Raw genomic sequence first — 17,791 nt, 5'->3', positions numbered from 1 at the left:
TACTTAATAATTGAATTCTTGTTTGAAACTCTTTCAAACGCGGTGTTCTCGGTTTAATAAAATTATTGATCAAGAAATAAATGTTATTCAGTTTTCAAAGAACGGATCCATGATGACTAACGTCATCAATGGAGGTTAGCGGGATCGAACCGCTGACCTCCTGCTTGCAAAGCAGGTGCTCTCCCAGCTGAGCTAAACCCCCATTTTGAGAGTAGACCTCTCAAAACCAAACAAAGTTTCATGTAACAAATCGTGTGAGTTTCCGTAATTTTCCTTAGAAAGGAGGTGATCCAGCCGCAGGTTCTCCTACGGCTACCTTGTTACGACTTCACCCCAATCATCTGTCCCACCTTAGACGGCTGGCTCCAAAATGGTTACCGCACCGGCTTTGGGTGTTACAAACTCTCATGGTGTGACGGGCGGTGTGTACAAGGCCCGGGAACGTATTCACCGCGGCATGCTGATCCGCGATTACTAGCGATTCCGACTTCACGTAGGCGAGTTGCAGCCTACGATCCGAACTGAGAACGACTTTCAGAGATTAGCTAAACCTCGCGGTCTCGCGACTCGTTGTATCGTCCATTGTAGCACGTGTGTAGCCCAGGTCATAAGGGGCATGATGACTTGACGTCATCCCCACCTTCCTCCGGTTTGTCACCGGCAGTCTCGCCAGAGTGCCCAACTGAATGCTGGCAACTGACAATAAGGGTTGCGCTCGTTGCGGGACTTAACCCAACATCTCACGACACGAGCTGACGACAGCCATGCACCACCTGTCATTTTGTCCCCGAAGGGAATTCTGATCTCTCAGATGGTCAAAAGATGTCAAGACCTGGTAAGGTTCTTCGCGTTGCTTCGAATTAAACCACATGCTCCACCGCTTGTGCGGGCCCCCGTCAATTCCTTTGAGTTTCAATCTTGCGATCGTACTCCCCAGGCGGAATGCTTAGTGCGTTAGCTGCGGCACCGAAGGGCGGAAACCCTCCAACACCTAGCATTCATCGTTTACAGCGTGGACTACCAGGGTATCTAATCCTGTTCGCTCCCCACGCTTTCGAACCTCAGCGTCAGTTACAGACCAGAGAGCCGCTTTCGCCACTGGTGTTCTTCCATATATCTACGCATTTCACCGCTACACATGGAGTTCCACTCTCCTCTTCTGCACTCAAGTCTTCCAGTTTCCAATGCACTTCTCCGGTTAAGCCGAAGGCTTTCACATCAGACTTAAAAGACCGCCTGCGTTCCCTTTACGCCCAATAAATCCGGACAACGCTTGCCACCTACGTATTACCGCGGCTGCTGGCACGTAGTTAGCCGTGACTTGCTGGTCAGATACCGTCAGCGCGATAACAGTTACTTTATCACGTGTTCTTCTCTGACAACAGTATTTTACGATCCGAAGACCTTCTTCATACACGCGGCGTTGCTCCATCAGACTTGCGTCCATTGTGGAAGATTCCCTACTGCTGCCTCCCGTAGGAGTTTGGGCCGTGTCTCAGTCCCAATGTGGCCGATCAACCTCTCAGTTCGGCTACGTATCATCACCTTGGTAAGCCGTTACCTTACCAACTAGTTAATACGCCGCGGGCTCATCCAAAAGCGACAGCTGACGCCGTCTTTGCCCGGCCGACCATGCGGTCAGCCGGTTGATGCGGTATTAGCACCTGTTTCCAAGTGTTATCCCCCACTTTTGGGCAGATTGCCCACGTGTTACTCACCCGTTCGCCACTCGCACTTTGACCGCTGAGTGCAAGCACTCATTAGTCAAAGATTGCGTTCGACTTGCATGTATTAGGCACGCCGCCAGCGTTCGTCCTGAGCCAGGATCAAACTCTCATTTTAAAGTTTGTGACTCATAAATTTTACTAGCGAATTGACTTCGCAAATGTTGTTTGCACTTATCGTTAAGATAAGCGACCTCACACATTTGATTTGTCGAAACTTTGTTCAGTTTTCAAAGATCTACTTGCTACGAAGCAAACTATTAAAAGCTCAATCACAACGTTATTTATTATATCAATAACTGAATTACTTGTAAAGAACTTTCTTATAATTGATGAAGTTTTTTTAAAACTAAAAAGCAACAACACCAACCTTAATAGAATATCATCAAAATGCTTAAATGTCAAAAGAAACTTAAAATTGTTTTATTCAAATTCTTTTATACAGTTAAAGCGACAAGAAATATAATACCAGCAAATAGTATCAATGGTCAAGTACTTTTTTTCATTTTCCAGCGTCAATATCGACTAAAGCCTGTTTTACCCACCCATCAAGGCGCTCGCGGATCGGCTTAAAACCAGTTGAAACGCCACGATCTATCCAATAAACCTTATGTTGAAATCTAGCACGTTTACGTGGCTGTGAAAAATCAAACGGCTTCTCTAAACAACGGATGGATAGAGAGATCTTTTCTGTATACAGGTCAATATCAATAATCATGACTGAAACCTCTTGACCTACAGATAAAAATTTAGAAACATCATCAACAAAGCCATGATGGCATTCTGAAATATGAATCAATCCTTGGGTATGTTCATCTAAAGCTACGAAAGCACCATATGGCTGGATACCCGTCACACGCCCAGTGATGACTTGTCCAATGCGATATTCTGACATAGTATCCTCCATTCTATTAAAACGATAATAATTATTTATTCTACAACTATACTTTCGATCTTAATATCATCGACAGGCTTATCTTGGGCACCTGTGGGAGCTGCCGCCATTTGATCAACAACATCAAGTCCTTTGATCACTTGTCCAAATACTGTATGCCGATGATCTAACCATGGCGTACCACCATTTTGGTACATGTCAATAACTTCCTGCGGATAGTTAGCAGCTTTCATTTGCTCAATTAAATCTGCAGGAACCTGCGTACTTTGAACAATAAAGAATTGACTGCCATTAGTATTCGGACCAGCATTTGCCATAGACAGTGCTCCGCGAATATTAAAGAGATCCATTGAAAATTCATCTTCAAAAGGAGCTCCGTAAATACTTTCTCCCCCCATACCTGTACCGGTCGGATCCCCGCCTTGTACCATAAATTCAGGGATCACGCGATGAAAAATAGTTCCATCATAATAATGGTCCTGTGCTAAACTAACAAAGTTTTTAACAGTTTTAGGTGCCTGTTCGGGAAACAACTGGATCTCTATCTCACCCAGTGTAGTATTAATTTTTACTTTTGGTCCCTTAGCGTTTTGTAAATCTGATTGTGGATAATTCATAATAAGCTCCTTAAGTTTTTTATACTATATCATAATACAAAAAAACAGCTTCATTTGCCAATTTATTTTAAGACTTATTAATGCTAGTCTATAAATTGAATATTGTTTTTAAATCGGGGACAGTAATGGTATAAAAAGACTCTGTTTTTCTTGCAAGTTCAAGACAACAAGATCACTACCATCCTTTTCCTGATCATCGAAGGGAGCTTTTTACTCATAATGAGTGATAATAATGAATATTACGACTTAACTATCATCGGTGGCGGACCAGTTGGCATGTTCGCAGCCACCTACTCACGCATGCACATGGCCAAGACCCAGATAATTGAAAGCTTAGATAGTTTAGGCGGCCAAGTATCTGCTTTATTTCCGGCAAAAACTTTATATGACATTCCGGCTTACTACCAAACATCTGGTAAAGATCTGATCACAAACTTAACTGAACAAACTAATGCCTTTGAACCAGATATTTTCTTAAAAGAAACGGTCGAATCATTTACGAAGACAGAGCAAGGTTTTATGATCAAAACTACTAAACGTACCACCTATAGTAAAGCAATCATCATAGCCGCTGGTATTGGTTCTTTTGAACCCCGTAAATTAAGGGTAGACAACGCGCCTTTTTTTGAAGGTCAGCAACTGCACTACTTTATCTCAGATCCTACTATTTTCAAAAACAGAAATATCGCTTTAGCCGGCGGCGGCGATTCAGCAATTGACTGGGCATTAGAATTAGCACCCCAAGCGCGATCTGTAACCGTGATCCATCGCCGTGACAAGTTCAGAGCATTGGAAAGCAGTGTCCATGCTTTGCAGCAAATGCCAAACGTTAACTTCTTGACGCCTTACACTATTAAAGACCTCAAAGAAGCAGCCTCAGGACAATTGAAAGTTATTTTACAAAAGGCACGCGACAAAGAAAGAAAAAACGTGCTTTTCGATGATTTGATCGTTAACTACGGATTCTCTTCTAGTAACACCATCATAGAATCTTGGGGCTTAGACATGGAACGGCATGCAATAAAAGTTAGTGAAAAACAAGAAACCTCGCTGCCTGGTATCTATGCGATCGGCGACATCGCATATAAGGAAGGACGCCCCGCTTTGATTGCTTCTGGTATGGGAGAAGCACCAACAGCTGTCAACAATGCCTTGCTTTATGTTTATCCTGATCGGCGTCAACCCGCCCATAGTACCGAGTTGATGCTAAAATACAAGCACTAAAATTTGTTTAAGGTCAATGAAAAGCTTTGAGAAGTTTATTTTAAAAAAGTATAATATAATGATCAATAGCATAAGGAGAAGAAATATTTGGCAAATTTAATCGATTTCGTTTTACACATCGACAGCCACTTAGTTAATATTGTCAATAACTTTGGCGGCTGGACCTATCTAATTTTATTCATTATCATTTTTGTAGAGACTGGTGCAGTAGTTTTACCTTTTCTACCCGGAGATTCCTTACTATTTGCCGCTGCTGCCCTGGCAGCCAACCCAGATTACGGGTTAAACATCTGGATCTTTTTGTCCTTATTTCTAGCAGCACCTATTCTCGGTGACAGTACCAATTTTATGATCGGTCACTTTCTTGGAAATAAGTTAAAATCGGCCAGCCGGTTTCAAAAAGTAGTCAAACCAGAATATTTGGAGCGAACGGAAAAGTTTTTTGAAAAACACGGGGCAATGTCGATCACCCTGGCACGCTTCATGCCGATCATCCGAACATTTGCTCCTTTCATTGCGGCTGGATCTGGCCTCAAGTATAATAATTTCATTAAACACAATGTCATTGGAGCAATAGCTTGGGTCGCCCTTTGTTGTGGTGCTGGTTACTTTTTTGGAAACATGCCCTTTGTTAAAGAACACTTTTCAATGATAATCATTGGCATCATTATCATCTCATTGATCCCCGCAATCGTAGGAATCATCAAAGGAAGTTCCGAAAGTTCTAATTCAGAACCAGACGAGTAATAAATAATTCGAAGAATAAAAAAAGATCTTAAAGTTGTTTTGAAAAAACAGCATTAAGATCTTTTCATTTGTGCGTTTTTAAGCTCTTTTTACCAATAAAAATGACTGCTAGCATAGCAGCAATAAACAAGATAAAAAAGAGCACGAAACAAGCCAAGAAAAACTCATCCGGTAAAGCATCGATGATCGGATCTTTCAAGGGATCAAAGACCCAGTCATTATTTCTAAACAAGATCTTATGAAAGATCACAAAAAACTGCTGAAAAGAAATACTCATCAGCACCAGCAAAAAAATCATTCCTGTCAAAGTGATCTGTGCAGGGGCGATCAAAGTCCAAAGCATTTGCTGTTTTTTCAAACGGTGCAGGTGATACACACTGAGCGGAACACCAACGATCATTACAAAATAATCTACCAGAAATAACCGTTTAACATCAGCAAAATGTTGCAGTCCATTTGCCGAACTGGGTAGGGTCATATCCAGCTTATGCACCCACGGAAAATTCAAGTAATTTAACAAGTGCTGGTAATCAGTGATCAGTCCCTTTCTTGTCAAGCTAACCGTCTGTGCCAGATGCTGCTGATCCACAAAGAAATAGTATAAGGGCTGAAAGTTAATAACCAGCGCAATACATAATGCAAATATCGTTAAAAATAAAACGCCATTTAAAAATAACTGGCCCTTTGGTCTACTTATCATTAATTATCTTCCAATCATCGAGCGAATCAATTTCATAAGTCGGCTTGAGTGGCTTTTGCTGAACCTGCTCTTTAGTAGAAACACCTGTATATACTAGCAAGGTGTCCATTTCAAAATTGATCCCTGCTGTAATATCAGTCATGTAATTGTCACCGACCATGATCACTTGATCTTTTTGCAAGCCCATTTGAGCTAAAGCCTTCTCCATAATAATTGTTTCAGGTTTCCCGATATATGTGGCTTTTTGCTGTGTAGCTCTTTCTACCAAGGCAATCAAGGAACCAGCACCAGGGACTAAACCTCTTTCGTTTGGTAAATTAGTATCTGCATTAGTTCCAATGAAACGTGCGCCTTTTTTAATAGCTAAAGTAGCTAACTCAAACTTGTGATAAGTAGCATCATAGTCCAACCCTACAACAACATAATTCGGAGCTTCTTCATCAAATACGAACCCCCGTGCTAACAATGCTTTTTTTAAGCCGATCTCACCAATGGCATAAACTGACCGCTTGTTAATATCAAGGTCTGCCAGATAGTCGGCTGTTGCTAAAGCAGATGTAAATACATTTTCCAAAGAAACATGAATATCGAAATTATCAGCTAAGTTTTGTACTACTTTTTCAGGTTCCTGAGTACTATTATTAGTTACAAATAAAAATGGGATATTTGCTGCCTGTAATCTCTCAATAAACCTTTTGGCAGCTGGTATTTTTTCTTTTCCACGGTACATTGTTCCATCTAGATCGATCATATATCCTTGGTAATTTTTCATCAAATTTCTCTCTTTCTGCATTAAATTAACACCACTATTTATTTTTGTCGAATAACAAAATGCCTTTTATTTGCATGTTTGTTTTCTCTTTTAGTTCGTGTAGGCTGTTTTTTCTTCCTTGAATGAACTGCATAGGTCTTCTCTGTGGTGTAAGGAGTGTTTTTGGGCTTCCTTTTTCTTTGACGATGCTTGCGATTTTTACTGACAGTCGTTGTTTTGTGCCCTTTATTTGGCCGTTCGTTACCATAAAGTTCCTTGTCTAATGCAGAACTCGGCTGTTGTTTTTGCACTTCTAAATTACGCAATACAAAGTACGGGCAACCAAAATTACAATATTCAAATAAATAATCTTGCAAACGCGTGATATTTTGTGAAGGAAGACCCTTTTTACTTCCATTCTTATAGAAACCATGCAGCCTTAACTGATCAAAACCCATATCACCAACTATATAATCATACTTAGTCAAGATGTCGCTAAAACGTTCTTCTAATTTTTCAAGGTCAAATCCTTCGTGAAAATTAACCAATAACTCGTACGGTCGACCATCGATCGTCAAATGAGTCTTATCAGTCATCACTACTTTGCTAGCATATGCCTTGATAGCTTCAGCTTTTTTCGCCAGCTGAGCTTCCCTTCGTTCTTTCTTTTCACTATTCACTAAAGTTTCCTCCATGATTTAAAACAAAATCAATTATACTATACTGGATATTTCCGCGCAAAATGCTCTCCTAAAGCGTCACGCAAAAAACGATCTCCAATATATGAAATATTTCCTGCAATTTCAAGCGTGGGGAAAAACGGCCCATAAATAAAATTATCTACTGTTCCCAATGTGTATGTTTTTTCTAGATCGAGTGCATGTCCGTGCCATAAGACCTGCTTTTCAACGGCGTCATATTCGATTCCATCATAAACCAGTTCCCCGAAAACTGTTCCGCGAAAACCATTGCCCTTAACGACAGAACGGCGAAGGTGATTGCGATTTTTTTCCATTTCACGAACCAAACGCCAAATATTATACCCTGACAACTTAGCCCGGACCATTCTCATCGGATGGGGCAATAATTGATGAAGATCGTTTCTAGTCAACACCCCTTGTTTTAGATCTCCTAAGAACAAGCCGGCGTTTAAGATAGCTGTTGAAGTTCCCGTCACCTCTTCAAGAGCTTGTAAGCCCTCTTGCATCAAGGCAGAATCGCGGACCCGTGAGCCAATATAACCCTGTGGCAAAACCGCGACTTTATGCGAGTTTAAGCTATGTTGACCTTTTTTAGTATAATTTGCGATCTCAGTTTCATCCCCCATGGCTTCAGGAAGATCAGCAGTCGCAATTGTTGACACCGTTTTACTGCTGATCTGATGCTCATCCGTTGAAAAAGAGAGCGAAACCTGCCCAATATACTGCCCCCATTTACCGGCAGCACACACTAAAGTATTACCGTCGACTTCACCATTTTCCAATAAATGGTGCGTATGACTGCCTAAAATCACATCAAACTCTGAATATTTTTCAGAAATATAACGATCCATATCGATTCCTAAATGAGACATCAAGACCAAAATATCAACTCGCGGCCGTAACATTTTTACCATTTCGGGTAAGACCCGATCGACATCTAAAGCCTGCCAATCATTCATCTCATAGGTCGGTCCAAATGGAGCAGTACAGGCCAACAAACCAACTTTAGTATTATTTTTAGTCTTGATTATTTTTGACACTTTGACCCAAGAAGGCCTTTTTTTAGTGCGCAGATCGATCAAGTTGTCCAAAATAACTGGAGCCTTGCTTTTCGTATACAGCTCCTCTAGTTGTTCATGCGAGTTGCCGATCCCCTCATTATTGCCGATCGTCAACGCATCATAACCAACAGTATTCAATAAGTCAATGTTGAACTTGCCATCAGTTGCTTCTGTCAAAGGATGGACTCGATCCATCGCGTCACCAAGATCGACCGTGATCACTGTTTGCCCCTGACTTTCCAAGTCTTTTTTTGTACTTTGAAGATATCTTCTCACTTTTGGCCAATTTTCAAAATGAGAATGAAAATCGTTTGTGTGTAAGATCGTAATTTTTTCATTCATCGTCTTTAAACCTATTTCCTTTTCTGAAAGTCTATCTTTTTGTTTTTTACCAATTCAACCACTTCTTTTTGCGAAAAGGGCTGTCCGAATGGTCGCTTATTTCCCGACAAGTAGTCAACCTCCGGCGTATCGACACCAACATTGATGTTAGATGCAAAATTCACAGAGTAGTGATGAATATGTCCATGTAAATTAATGCTGTTAACTGAGATTCCAAGCATTAACGGATAATGCGTTAGAAAAAATTGATAATGATCAAACTTGAGTATCAAGCCAACATCATGAAAAAGAAATTTAGTTTTGCCCGCCGGTGTTTGCAATTGATTACGACTTAAATATTTGATCAGTGCACGCGGATCATGGTTGCCCTTAATAAAAACGATCTGTCCATTGAGCTTAGATAAGACATCAAGTACTTTTTTGTATCCCGACCGATTAGATGTTATTCGTGCTATATCGCCCAAATGATAGACTGTATCTTCAGGGCCAACAACATTGTCCCAATTGTCAATGATCGTTTGGTTCATTTCAGTCACAGTCAAAAAATCACGATCAGCAAAATTTAGATCATGTTTCAAATGTTCATCAAAAAAATGCGTGTCCGCTGTAAAAAAAATCATTTTCTCGCTCCTTGCTGCTTCCTCGTTGTCAATTTTACACTGAATCTTGCCACAAAAAAAGATTCTGCTCTCACTTGCGAATAGATCAAATAAAAAACAGCTGCTAAACACGAGGATTATCTCAGTCTATCAGCTGTTTTAACTTAAATATTATTATTCAGGAAGTCTCAGTTTTTCTTTAGAGATCCACTGATCGATCTGGTTCAAGAAACTACTGAATTCTTTCTTGTCTTTGAATGAAGGAAAATCACCCAATAATACCTGCTCTGCTTGATGAGCATCGTTGCCCTTCTTTTGTATCAATAATAATGATTTTTGTGAGTTTTCTGATGCAAACAACTCTGTCGGAAGGTTTAATAATACTTGCAAATAACCCACCTGTTGAATATATCTTAACAAAGTCTGCGCTTCTTTAGTTTCAAACAATCCTCGGGGGATCACAAAAATACCGATTCCTCCCGGCTGCAAAGACTCTAATGAGCGCTCGATCAAAATATGATGCACGTATGAGTGACCACTCTTGGCATGGGTTGCAAATCTTTGTACCCTTTCATCCAATGGATAATAGCCGACCGGTAAATCACTTAGCACAACATTAGCTGGCTGCAAAGACAGGTCTGCGATCGCATCCTGATGGATCAAATCAATATTTTGCTTTTCAAGTTGCGCCGCGATACTTGCAATAGCTAACAATGTGTCATCATTGTCAACGCCAACGCCGTGTATATTTTGCCAGCCATTAGCTTGCAGACGATTCATGACAACTTCGAGTAAATTTCCTGTACCCACAGCTAGGTCAAGTATTTCAAGACCTTGGTTGGGTCGACTCACCTTTTCTACTAAATATTCAAGTAAAACCCCAATAGAATCAGGTGTCATCTGATGGTTCGCCTGGATTTTTTCTTCACGATAGGATCTTAACAACACAAGCTGGATGACTTGTCGCACTTCTTCTTGGGTAAAATGCTCAAAATCAAGTTGCTGATAGACCTCTGTTAATCTGGCAACAACTTCTTCATCTAATTCTTGATCTTTATTATAAACTTCTCCGCCTCCAAGTATGTCATCGGCCACTTGAATGAAAGCATCCAAGTATGAAAGATCTTCTTTTTTTTGTACCAAATCGATCGCTTGTTCAAGCAAATCAAATGTCTTCTTGATATCTTCTATTGTCAACTCGTTCACCTCAATTATCTTCTAATACTTTAGTGTACAGACCGACTCAAGGATTTTCAAGTCTTGGCCGCCTCTTGTGAACATTATAATGCAACAAATGCTGTTAATGTTTCTGATCGTCTTGCCAACTCTTGACCGAAAAGACAAATTTTTGCTGATTATTTAACCAAATAATACATTTTTCTTTGTCTCTTTGAGCATGACCTAAGTTAAAAACAAGTTTTTGCTGGTCAGTTAAATTATTAGCAACAGCCATATTTTTCATTGTCTGAGCTTCATTTTGCTGGATAATTTCGATATATGTTGTTGCACTAGTATGGTAATACGCAATTTGTCCGACGATCATTGTGCCAGCAAGCATTAAAAATATCAACGCTGAAAAGAAAAGATCTCCAGATATTTTTTTATTCATTTTATTCTTCACTTTCAGCAGAACGAAAAGCAATCTTTTCATGATACTTGACCCCATTTAAAATGAGATCCATCTTTAAATATGGTGCACAAAAAGAGAGTTTGCCACTATCTAAATTAAACAATAACGGCATATAACCTTCCCTTTTCCCAAACATGACCAAGCGGTCGCCACTGACCTTTAAGGAATAGTCCATCTGCTTTTCTGGGCTATAAAATAAAATTTGTCCGCCTTCAGACTTGCGATACTCCAAATTTAACTGATCAGATTGCAAGCAGGCAATAGCTGCGACCAACTGAAAGTGATCAGTCCGCTGGCTGACTGAACCCTCTTTGCGCCTATTTGACAGAAAACCTGTTAGCAAAAAGATTGCCAACAAACTAACACTTAACGAAATTATCGTTTCGACCAACGTAAAAGCAGCCACTTTATTTCTTGATTTGCACTGACATTGTTTGTGTCCCATTTTTGACCTCAATACTTCTTTTATTTGTGATATCAGAATTAGCTGACAGTTCATTGCTTTTGCTGAGCAATTGGCTGGATAATTCAACTTTTCGGACTAAACTGTTCTCTTGTCTACTAGCACGCGTGTCAATGGAACAATACATCAAAATGAACAACGACACGATCCATAGGGTGACCAATGAGTCTGCCAAGATAAATGCCGGCCTAGTTTTTAACTTTTTGTACACGATACTGTCCCCCAAATCCTAATTCGAAAATTATGTTATAACTTGCCCCGCCTAAATCCGAGTTGATCTTAATTGTTTGAGGTTGTGTTCCTCCATTTGCATAAATCTTTTCCTCTCTTTTTCCGCCTTGAACGTGCATTGTTTTTGGCAGAGCGATTTGTTTTTTATCGGCCGTATCAGTCCCGCTTGTAAATTGAACGGAGTGGTTGAGAAAAAGAGCTAATCCAGCTGTCTTTTGGCGATGACTCCGAACGACTAAACTTGTCCAATTCTGCCTAAAATTTAACCAAAATTCGTCTTCTGCCATTTTATTAGTCGTTTCTGAACTAGGTACAAATTGTAATATACAAATCAAAGCTATCAGAAACAAAACGATACTCATTTCTAATAATGAAAAACCCGTTTTTTTGCCATAACAGCTTTTATTCATCAGTCTTTCCTATTTGCAAACCATCCTTTTGGATCTGTTTGATCTGGGCATCGCTGAGATAACCGCTTTTTTTCAGATCATCAAGTGTTATCGAAGTCGAATCACCAACATTATGATCTTCTTTGTATAATTCAACTTGGGAATTTAGCTCAGTTTGCAAAGCACGGTCATTAATTTTGATTGCCCGTCCTCTTTGTTTACTAACATTTGGAATAACTATTAAGATCAATAAGCTGATAATGAATAGGACAATTGCCATTTCTACAAGGGTAAATGCCTGCACTTTTTTCTTTTTCATTAGTAGATCCCTCCAATACTTGAATATAACGGCAGTAAGATTGCTAAATAAGTACCAATAATAATTGCAGCAATCACCAAAAACAATAACGGTTGGACCCAAGTCAGCAATCGTTCAGAACCTCTGAGCAAATTACGGTAAGAATTTTGAGAAAAAATTGCTAACTCTTTACTCATTTCCTCTTTAGTATCGCCATTATTTAGAAAAAACAATAGTTCATGTGGAATAAAGGAATAACTCAAAATAAAATCTTCAACCTCACTTCCCTGATTTAAAGCAGCATCTAACTCATACCCTAATTGATAATAAATGGAGTTCTTTTTAAAATCTCGCAAATACAGACAGATCTGCTGAATATCAAGCCCACACTGAAAAAGCAGCGAAAGATCAAAAGTGATGATATATGCACAATATAAACGATAAAGTTGACCTAAAATAGGGAGTTGGGCATACCAGACATGCCGAGTTAAGCTTTTTTGCTTAACCCACCAATGAATTACCTTGCTTAAATACATAATGACCGCTAACAGGCATATAGTTATGGCACCTTTAACTAAATGAACCGGATCCTTAAAAAAAGGTACAGACTGACCTGGATCGACTACATTAGAAAAAGCAGTCAATTTTGGTACTAGCCAGATCTTGATCGAGGTACATAATCCGGCCAATAAAACAAGCAGCATTAGTGGGTACAATAACAATCCCTTTAATTTTTGAAGCTGTTCATTAAGACGAAATAAAAACTTCCCTAATTCTTTGATCGCCTGCTCCAGGTTTCCATGCTGCTCGGCCATTTTAATTTGAAAATATGTTTGTTTTGAGACCCACGGCTCAACAGTCTGACTGAATGTGGCACCCAAACTTAACTGTGTGATTATCTTCTCTACCTTATTTTGCAGTTTGGGGTCAAGCAGCTTAACATTAAGCAAGCTTTTTTTTAGAGAAAAACCTGCTTGAAGCATATCTGCCAAAGAAGTGAAGAATGCGGCCTGCTCTTTTAAAGTGACTTTTTTACCCAAATAAATATTTTTCTTTTGCAGCGACCGTGATTTCTCCTTCTTGAACACATTTCGTAAGATTCTTCTTCCACTCATCTGTCATAACACCCCGCTTGTTTTGTCTGATTTCATCCCATGAGGTTTGATTCAAAGTTAAAAGATCAAATAACACCTTAGCTGAGCCGGCAGTAGTCTCGATCAAACGCTGGTATGAAACCAGTTGAACAGTTTGTTCCAAGTCATATTTAGAAACTCCTAAATTTATTAACCGTAAAAACACGCCATAAACATTTTGTGCGTGAACTGTGCTCAAAACCAAATGTCCGCTTAGAGCAGCTTTGATCGCAATTGCTGCAGTTTGTTCATTGCGGATCTCTCCGATCACAAAAACATCAGGATGTAACCGTAACGCCGCGGTCAGTAGCCTTTCATATGTCATTTGTGCCTTATTATTTACCTGTAATTGTAAAAAATTTGGTTCATATATTTCCACGGGATCTTCAATGGTCATAACTAATTGAGCTTGTAACTTGCGTGCAAAAGTGTACATAGCAGTTGTTTTTCCGGACCCCATTGGACCTGAAAATAAAATTAGTCCCCTCCTTTTGCAAGCAGTTAAGATCTGGGAAAATTGTTGTTGTTGAAAATAGTTTTCATTTCTAAAATCATTAGGATAAATAAATCTAATTACCAGTGATTCTTGATCTAAGAAAGTGCCCACACTAGAAAAACGACAAAATATTTTATGTCCTTTTTGTTCATAGGTCCACGCCCCAAGTTGTGGCCTGCGCCGTTCGCTTAAACTCATATCAGCCTTAAATTTAAAAAAATTTATTAAATGAATTGCTTGATTTGCCGAAATTTTTTTGTAAAACTCAAATTTTGCCGCAGTACTAAAACTGATTTCATATCCTTTTACTTTAGGTAAAATATAGATGTCACTCACATGTCGTCTGATTGCTTCTTCGAAAAGTTCCACAATTTCTTCATTCATCTTGAACCTCCTTTGCTATAAACATATACGCAAAAAACAATGATCTGCGTTTATTAAATTTAATTTATGTAAAATCAAGACAGTCGCTCTGCAAAAGCTATGAAAAAAGCGCAAAAAAAAGCCCCGGACCTTCTCAACGTATGAGACGGTCCGAGACTTAAAATCTGGCTAAAACATCTAACTCAGATCAATTATTATAATTAAAATTCAGCAGATGTGTAGACTTCAGAAACATCGTCTTCATCTTCTAAATGATCGATCAAACGTTGAACTTTTTCCAACTTATCATCTGGAACTTCAACCGTTGTCTTTGGTACCATTGTTAACTCAGCACTAGCTAATTCGTATTTCTTTTGCAGTGCATCGCGAACTTCTGGAAATGCTTTTGGATCGGTGTAGATCTCAAAAACATCATCGTCTGTTTGCAAGTCATCAGCACCTGCATCGATCACATCTTCAAACATTTGATCTTCATCTGCATCAAGGCCTTCACGAACAATGGCGATATAACCCTTGCGGTCGAACATAAAGCTGACCGAACCAGATTCTCCCAAACCCCCGCCATTATGACTGAAATCTGCTCGTACAGCTGAAGCAGTCCGATTACGATTATCAGTTAACGTGTGAACTAAAAATGCAACGCCTGCAGGTCCATAACCTTCATACGTGATTTCTTCGTAATCAGCACCATTGGCACCACTAGCCTTATCGATCGCACGTTTAATGTTATCTTTTGGCATGTTAGCAGAACGAGCTTTATCCATCATTAGGCGCAATTGTGGGTTCGAGTCTGGGTCAGGACCGCCACTCTTTGCAGCCATATAAAGTTCTCGTGATATTTTTTGGAAAATTTTCCCACGCTTTGCATCCTGGGCGTTTTTACGACCTTGGATGTTATGCCATTTTGAATGTCCTGACATTTCATATACCTCTTTCCGAAAATTTATTTCTATGCGGCAATAGCCATAATAAATGTTACCAAATCATAGGTGGTAACGCAAACTTTTTTGCAAATATAAAGGCGTTTAGGTCTCACGGAGAATAGCCATCCCCTCAAATAAGCCCAACGCCTTACAGATTATTTACTTGATCCACGCTTAATAAAGCCATATGGCAAATCGATAGTCTTTTGTGTCGACTCTTCTTTATTCATCATTTTAGTCAAAAAGCGCATTGAAACAGCGCCAATATCGTAAAGCGGCTGAGTAATGGAAGAAAGTTGCGGACGAACGATCTCTGTTAACTTGGAATTGTTGCTGGTAATGACCTCAAATTCGTCTGGGATCTTGGCACCAGCATCGCGAGCGCCATTCAAAACACCAGCAGCCAATTCATCATCGGCAACAAAAGCTGCTGTCGCACGTGCCGAAGCCAACGCTGGCCATAAAACTTCACCGGAACGGTAACGATAGTCTGTTTCAAAAACTAAGCTAGGATCATACTCTATCCCATTTTTAGCTAAAACGTTCTTGTAACCTTTCAACCGATATTCACCATTGATCGGGTCTGATAATGGACCTGAAACAAAAGCGATCCGCTTATTGCCATGATTGATCAAGTTAGAAATGGCACTTTCAACCGCTTCAACATAATTGATATGAACACTTTCAACTTCGTCTTTTTGGTCAACCGAACCTGCTAAAACGATTGGTGTTTTAGCACGTTTGAATTGAGCACGCAGTTCATCAGTTAAGTTATGTCCCATGAAAATGATCCCATCAACTTGCTTAGCTAATAAAGTATTCAGAACTTGAATTTCCTTTTGGTGGTTACCATCTGAATTAGCCAAGATGATATTATATTTATACATCGAAGCAACATCATCGATACCACGTGCTAAAGATGAAAAATAAACGTTAGTTACAGCCGGGATAATTACACCAACAGTAGTAGTTTTTTTACTTGCCAAACCTTGAGCAACCGCATTGGGACGATAATCCAAACGATCGATCACTTCTAAAACCTTTTTTCGCGTAGCTGGTTTAACATTTGGATTACCATTCACTACACGAGAAACAGTTGCCATGGAAACACCGGCTTCTTTAGCAACTGTAGAAATAGTAACTGCTTTTTCTTCTCTTGAATCCATATTTTTGTCCCTTTCTTACTCTTTAATGTTTTAATTTTCATTTTACTTTCAATCAACATTATCTAATCTAACAGACTTTCAGCAAAAATGCAAGCGTTTCAAGAAAAAAGTGACAATTATTTTCAATGAGTTTTCATCAGCTTTTTTCAAAGAGTTAAAACCTCTTTGTGTTATAATGACACTGTTAATTTTAATAAAGGAGCGATTTTATGTCTCATATTAGTTCCGTTCAAAAATGGTTAGCCGACAATGATTACGATGTTGCCTACGTTAGCGATTTTATGAACATCCAATATTTCACAGGATTTTCGAGCGATCCGATCGAACGTATTCTGGCACTTTTCATCTTTCCTGACAAGGATCCATTTATCTTTGCACCAGCATTGGAAGTCGAAGCAGTTAAAGAAACTGGGTGGAAATACCCTGTGTTCGGTTACCTCGACCACGAAGATGCTTTTGCCAAGATTCATGACCATATCGTTGACTTAGAAGGCTCTCCCAAAAAATGGGCAATTGAAAAGAACAATTTAACGGTGGAAAAATTTACTGCGGTCCAAAAACAGTTTCCACAAGCTGAATTTAACGGCAACTTAACGCCTTTTATTGAACAGCTAAAACTCTTCAAAACGCCTGAAGAATTAAAAGACTTAGAAATTGCTGGTAAATGGGCTGACAAAGCCTTTGAAATTGGCTTTAACGCCCTCGCTAAGGGTAAAACTGAGCAAGACATTGTCGCTGAGATCGAATATCAACTTAAGCTTCAAGGCATCATGCACATGAGTTTTGACACGTTGATCCAAAGTGGTGCAAATGCTGCCGAAGCACATGGTGCTCCCCGCAAAGTAAATGTTAAACCTAATGAGCTTTGCCTTTTCGACTTAGGTGTCGTTTATAATGGCTATATTTCTGATGCCACCAGAACAGTGGCTTTTGGTGAGGTTAGCCAACACGCCCAAGATGTTTATAAAGTCTGTTTAGAAGCACAATTAACAGCTCAGGCAGCTGCAAAACCTGGGATCACTGCAGCGCAGCTCGATAAAATTGCTCGTGACATTATTGATAAAGCTGGCTATGGAGAGTACTTCAACCACCGTTTAGGTCATGGTATCGGTCAAAGTGAGCACGAATTTCCTTCGATCATGGCTGGTAATGATCTCGAATTACAACCTGGAATGTGTTTCTCTATTGAACCAGGCATTTACATTCCCGGAGATGTCGGGGTCCGGATCGAGGATTGTGTCCATATCACAGAAAATGGCGCAAAACCTTTCACGCATACATCTAAAGAATTACAAGTATTACCACTTAAATAATATT

20 protein-coding genes, 1 tRNA gene and 1 rRNA gene are annotated in these 17,791 nt (G+C 39.6%); 3 read left to right on the top strand and 19 right to left on the bottom strand.

Annotation, left to right across the window (positions count from 1 at the left end; translation table 11 throughout):
• Positions 1-129: 129 nt before the first annotated feature.
• The 4 genes from BQ5903_RS04570 to BQ5903_RS04555 all read right to left on the bottom strand — a co-directional run bounded on the left by BQ5903_RS04570 (position 130) and on the right by BQ5903_RS04555 (position 3,236).
• Positions 130-202 (bottom strand) — tRNA-Ala (locus tag BQ5903_RS04570).
• Positions 203-278: 76 nt separating this feature from the next.
• A 16S ribosomal RNA gene (locus tag BQ5903_RS04565) occupies positions 279-1,842 on the bottom strand.
• A gap of 384 nt (positions 1,843-2,226) precedes the next feature.
• Positions 2,227-2,619, bottom strand: coding sequence for a CvfD/Ygs/GSP13 family RNA-binding post-transcriptional regulator (locus BQ5903_RS04560; protein ID WP_010498153.1), 393 nt, complete (start codon positions 2,617-2,619; stop codon positions 2,227-2,229).
• 35 nt (positions 2,620-2,654) lie between these two features.
• The gene (locus tag BQ5903_RS04555; RefSeq protein ID WP_079578970.1) at positions 2,655-3,236 is read right to left on the bottom strand and encodes a peptidylprolyl isomerase; all 582 of its coding nucleotides are present in this window, start codon (positions 3,234-3,236) and stop codon (positions 2,655-2,657) included.
• A gap of 219 nt (positions 3,237-3,455) precedes the next feature.
• On the opposite strand from BQ5903_RS04555, the gene BQ5903_RS04550 reads away from it, so the two are divergent.
• Both BQ5903_RS04550 and BQ5903_RS04545 read left to right on the top strand, forming a co-directional pair.
• Positions 3,456-4,460 carry an NAD(P)/FAD-dependent oxidoreductase gene (locus tag BQ5903_RS04550; protein ID WP_010498148.1) on the top strand — a complete coding sequence of 335 codons (1,005 nt, stop codon included), beginning with the start codon at positions 3,456-3,458 and terminating at the stop codon, positions 4,458-4,460.
• An 87-nt stretch (positions 4,461-4,547) separates the two neighbouring features.
• Positions 4,548-5,207, top strand: a complete 660-nt coding sequence (locus BQ5903_RS04545) for a VTT domain-containing protein (protein WP_056971481.1) — start codon at positions 4,548-4,550, stop codon at positions 5,205-5,207.
• A 64-nt stretch (positions 5,208-5,271) separates the two neighbouring features.
• Here BQ5903_RS04545 and BQ5903_RS04540 read toward each other — a convergent pair whose 3' ends face one another.
• From BQ5903_RS04540 to ccpA, 15 genes are all read right to left on the bottom strand, one after another.
• Complete coding sequence (locus BQ5903_RS04540) at positions 5,272-5,907, bottom strand: TIGR01906 family membrane protein (RefSeq protein ID WP_079578968.1); 636 nt, start codon at positions 5,905-5,907, stop codon at positions 5,272-5,274.
• Positions 5,897-6,679, bottom strand: coding sequence for a TIGR01457 family HAD-type hydrolase (locus tag BQ5903_RS04535; protein WP_010498136.1), 783 nt, complete (start codon positions 6,677-6,679; stop codon positions 5,897-5,899). Before BQ5903_RS04535 ends, BQ5903_RS04540 begins: the two co-directional genes overlap by 11 nt.
• 38 nt (positions 6,680-6,717) lie before the next feature.
• The gene (locus BQ5903_RS04530) at positions 6,718-7,338 is read right to left on the bottom strand and encodes a YutD family protein (RefSeq protein WP_010498134.1); all 621 of its coding nucleotides are present in this window, start codon (positions 7,336-7,338) and stop codon (positions 6,718-6,720) included.
• 38 nt (positions 7,339-7,376) lie between these two features.
• A complete protein-coding gene (locus tag BQ5903_RS04525) occupies positions 7,377-8,762 on the bottom strand; it encodes a bifunctional metallophosphatase/5'-nucleotidase (RefSeq protein WP_010498132.1) in 1,386 nt (461 codons plus the stop codon).
• 11 nt (positions 8,763-8,773) lie between these two features.
• Positions 8,774-9,382, bottom strand: a complete 609-nt coding sequence (locus BQ5903_RS04520) for a metallophosphoesterase (RefSeq protein ID WP_056971485.1) — start codon at positions 9,380-9,382, stop codon at positions 8,774-8,776.
• A gap of 153 nt (positions 9,383-9,535) precedes the next feature.
• Entirely contained in the window at positions 9,536-10,567 is a 1,032-nt protein-coding gene (locus BQ5903_RS04515; protein ID WP_010498124.1) for a class I SAM-dependent methyltransferase, read from the bottom strand.
• A gap of 94 nt (positions 10,568-10,661) precedes the next feature.
• On the bottom strand, positions 10,662-10,970 hold the full coding sequence (locus tag BQ5903_RS04510) for a hypothetical protein (protein WP_010498121.1): 309 nt from the start codon (positions 10,968-10,970) through the stop codon (positions 10,662-10,664).
• 1 nt (position 10,971) lies between these two features.
• Positions 10,972-11,397, bottom strand: a complete 426-nt coding sequence (locus BQ5903_RS04505; RefSeq protein WP_231920920.1) for a type II secretion system protein — start codon at positions 11,395-11,397, stop codon at positions 10,972-10,974.
• A 1-nt stretch (position 11,398) separates the two neighbouring features.
• Complete coding sequence (locus tag BQ5903_RS04500; RefSeq protein WP_010498119.1) at positions 11,399-11,665, bottom strand: hypothetical protein; 267 nt, start codon at positions 11,663-11,665, stop codon at positions 11,399-11,401.
• A complete protein-coding gene (locus BQ5903_RS04495) occupies positions 11,643-12,095 on the bottom strand; it encodes a prepilin-type N-terminal cleavage/methylation domain-containing protein (RefSeq protein ID WP_010498116.1) in 453 nt (150 codons plus the stop codon). The genes BQ5903_RS04500 and BQ5903_RS04495 overlap by 23 nt, the downstream gene beginning before the upstream one ends.
• Positions 12,088-12,393 carry a prepilin-type N-terminal cleavage/methylation domain-containing protein gene (locus tag BQ5903_RS04490; protein WP_010498114.1) on the bottom strand — a complete coding sequence of 102 codons (306 nt, stop codon included), beginning with the start codon at positions 12,391-12,393 and terminating at the stop codon, positions 12,088-12,090. Before BQ5903_RS04490 ends, BQ5903_RS04495 begins: the two co-directional genes overlap by 8 nt.
• Positions 12,393-13,487 carry a type II secretion system F family protein gene (locus tag BQ5903_RS04485; protein WP_231920919.1) on the bottom strand — a complete coding sequence of 365 codons (1,095 nt, stop codon included), beginning with the start codon at positions 13,485-13,487 and terminating at the stop codon, positions 12,393-12,395. The genes BQ5903_RS04490 and BQ5903_RS04485 overlap by 1 nt, the downstream gene beginning before the upstream one ends.
• Positions 13,405-14,385, bottom strand: coding sequence for a competence type IV pilus ATPase ComGA (gene comGA / locus BQ5903_RS04480; protein ID WP_079578964.1), 981 nt, complete (start codon positions 14,383-14,385; stop codon positions 13,405-13,407). Before comGA ends, BQ5903_RS04485 begins: the two co-directional genes overlap by 83 nt.
• A gap of 200 nt (positions 14,386-14,585) precedes the next feature.
• Complete coding sequence (locus BQ5903_RS04475) at positions 14,586-15,305, bottom strand: YebC/PmpR family DNA-binding transcriptional regulator (RefSeq protein WP_079578962.1); 720 nt, start codon at positions 15,303-15,305, stop codon at positions 14,586-14,588.
• 158 nt (positions 15,306-15,463) lie between these two features.
• On the bottom strand, positions 15,464-16,474 hold the full coding sequence (gene ccpA / locus BQ5903_RS04470) for a catabolite control protein A (protein ID WP_010498110.1): 1,011 nt from the start codon (positions 16,472-16,474) through the stop codon (positions 15,464-15,466).
• Between the two features lie 209 nt (positions 16,475-16,683).
• Between ccpA and BQ5903_RS04465 the strand changes: the two genes are divergently transcribed.
• The gene (locus tag BQ5903_RS04465) at positions 16,684-17,787 is read left to right on the top strand and encodes a M24 family metallopeptidase (protein WP_010498109.1); all 1,104 of its coding nucleotides are present in this window, start codon (positions 16,684-16,686) and stop codon (positions 17,785-17,787) included.
• Positions 17,788-17,791: the final 4 nt, after the last annotated feature.

This window comes from Ligilactobacillus acidipiscis, from assembly GCF_900116935.1.
GTDB lineage: Bacteria > Bacillota > Bacilli > Lactobacillales > Lactobacillaceae > Ligilactobacillus > Ligilactobacillus acidipiscis.
This window is presented reverse-complemented; position numbering and strand designations above follow the sequence as displayed.

Excerpts from the sequence above, each read along its gene's own strand:
- BQ5903_RS04560 (WP_010498153.1), bottom strand. The coding sequence starts at position 2,619 with ATGTCAGAATATCGCATTGGACAAGTCATCACTGGGCGTGTGACGGGT.
- BQ5903_RS04555 (WP_079578970.1), bottom strand. The coding sequence starts at position 3,236 with ATGAATTATCCACAATCAGATTTACAAAACGCTAAGGGACCAAAAGTA.
- BQ5903_RS04550 (WP_010498148.1), top strand. The coding sequence starts at position 3,456 with ATGAGTGATAATAATGAATATTACGACTTAACTATCATCGGTGGCGGA.
- BQ5903_RS04540 (WP_079578968.1), bottom strand. The coding sequence starts at position 5,907 with ATGATAAGTAGACCAAAGGGCCAGTTATTTTTAAATGGCGTTTTATTT.
- BQ5903_RS04535 (WP_010498136.1), bottom strand. The coding sequence starts at position 6,679 with ATGAAAAATTACCAAGGATATATGATCGATCTAGATGGAACAATGTAC.
- BQ5903_RS04525 (WP_010498132.1), bottom strand. The coding sequence starts at position 8,762 with ATGAATGAAAAAATTACGATCTTACACACAAACGATTTTCATTCTCAT.
- BQ5903_RS04520 (WP_056971485.1), bottom strand. The coding sequence starts at position 9,382 with ATGATTTTTTTTACAGCGGACACGCATTTTTTTGATGAACATTTGAAA.
- BQ5903_RS04510 (WP_010498121.1), bottom strand. The coding sequence starts at position 10,970 with ATGAATAAAAAAATATCTGGAGATCTTTTCTTTTCAGCGTTGATATTT.
- BQ5903_RS04495 (WP_010498116.1), bottom strand. The coding sequence starts at position 12,095 with ATGAATAAAAGCTGTTATGGCAAAAAAACGGGTTTTTCATTATTAGAA.
- BQ5903_RS04490 (WP_010498114.1), bottom strand. The coding sequence starts at position 12,393 with ATGAAAAAGAAAAAAGTGCAGGCATTTACCCTTGTAGAAATGGCAATT.
- BQ5903_RS04485 (WP_231920919.1), bottom strand. The coding sequence starts at position 13,487 with ATGAGTGGAAGAAGAATCTTACGAAATGTGTTCAAGAAGGAGAAATCA.
- comGA (WP_079578964.1), bottom strand. The coding sequence starts at position 14,385 with ATGAATGAAGAAATTGTGGAACTTTTCGAAGAAGCAATCAGACGACAT.
- BQ5903_RS04475 (WP_079578962.1), bottom strand. The coding sequence starts at position 15,305 with ATGTCAGGACATTCAAAATGGCATAACATCCAAGGTCGTAAAAACGCC.
- ccpA (WP_010498110.1), bottom strand. The coding sequence starts at position 16,474 with ATGGATTCAAGAGAAGAAAAAGCAGTTACTATTTCTACAGTTGCTAAA.
- BQ5903_RS04465 (WP_010498109.1), top strand. The coding sequence starts at position 16,684 with ATGTCTCATATTAGTTCCGTTCAAAAATGGTTAGCCGACAATGATTAC.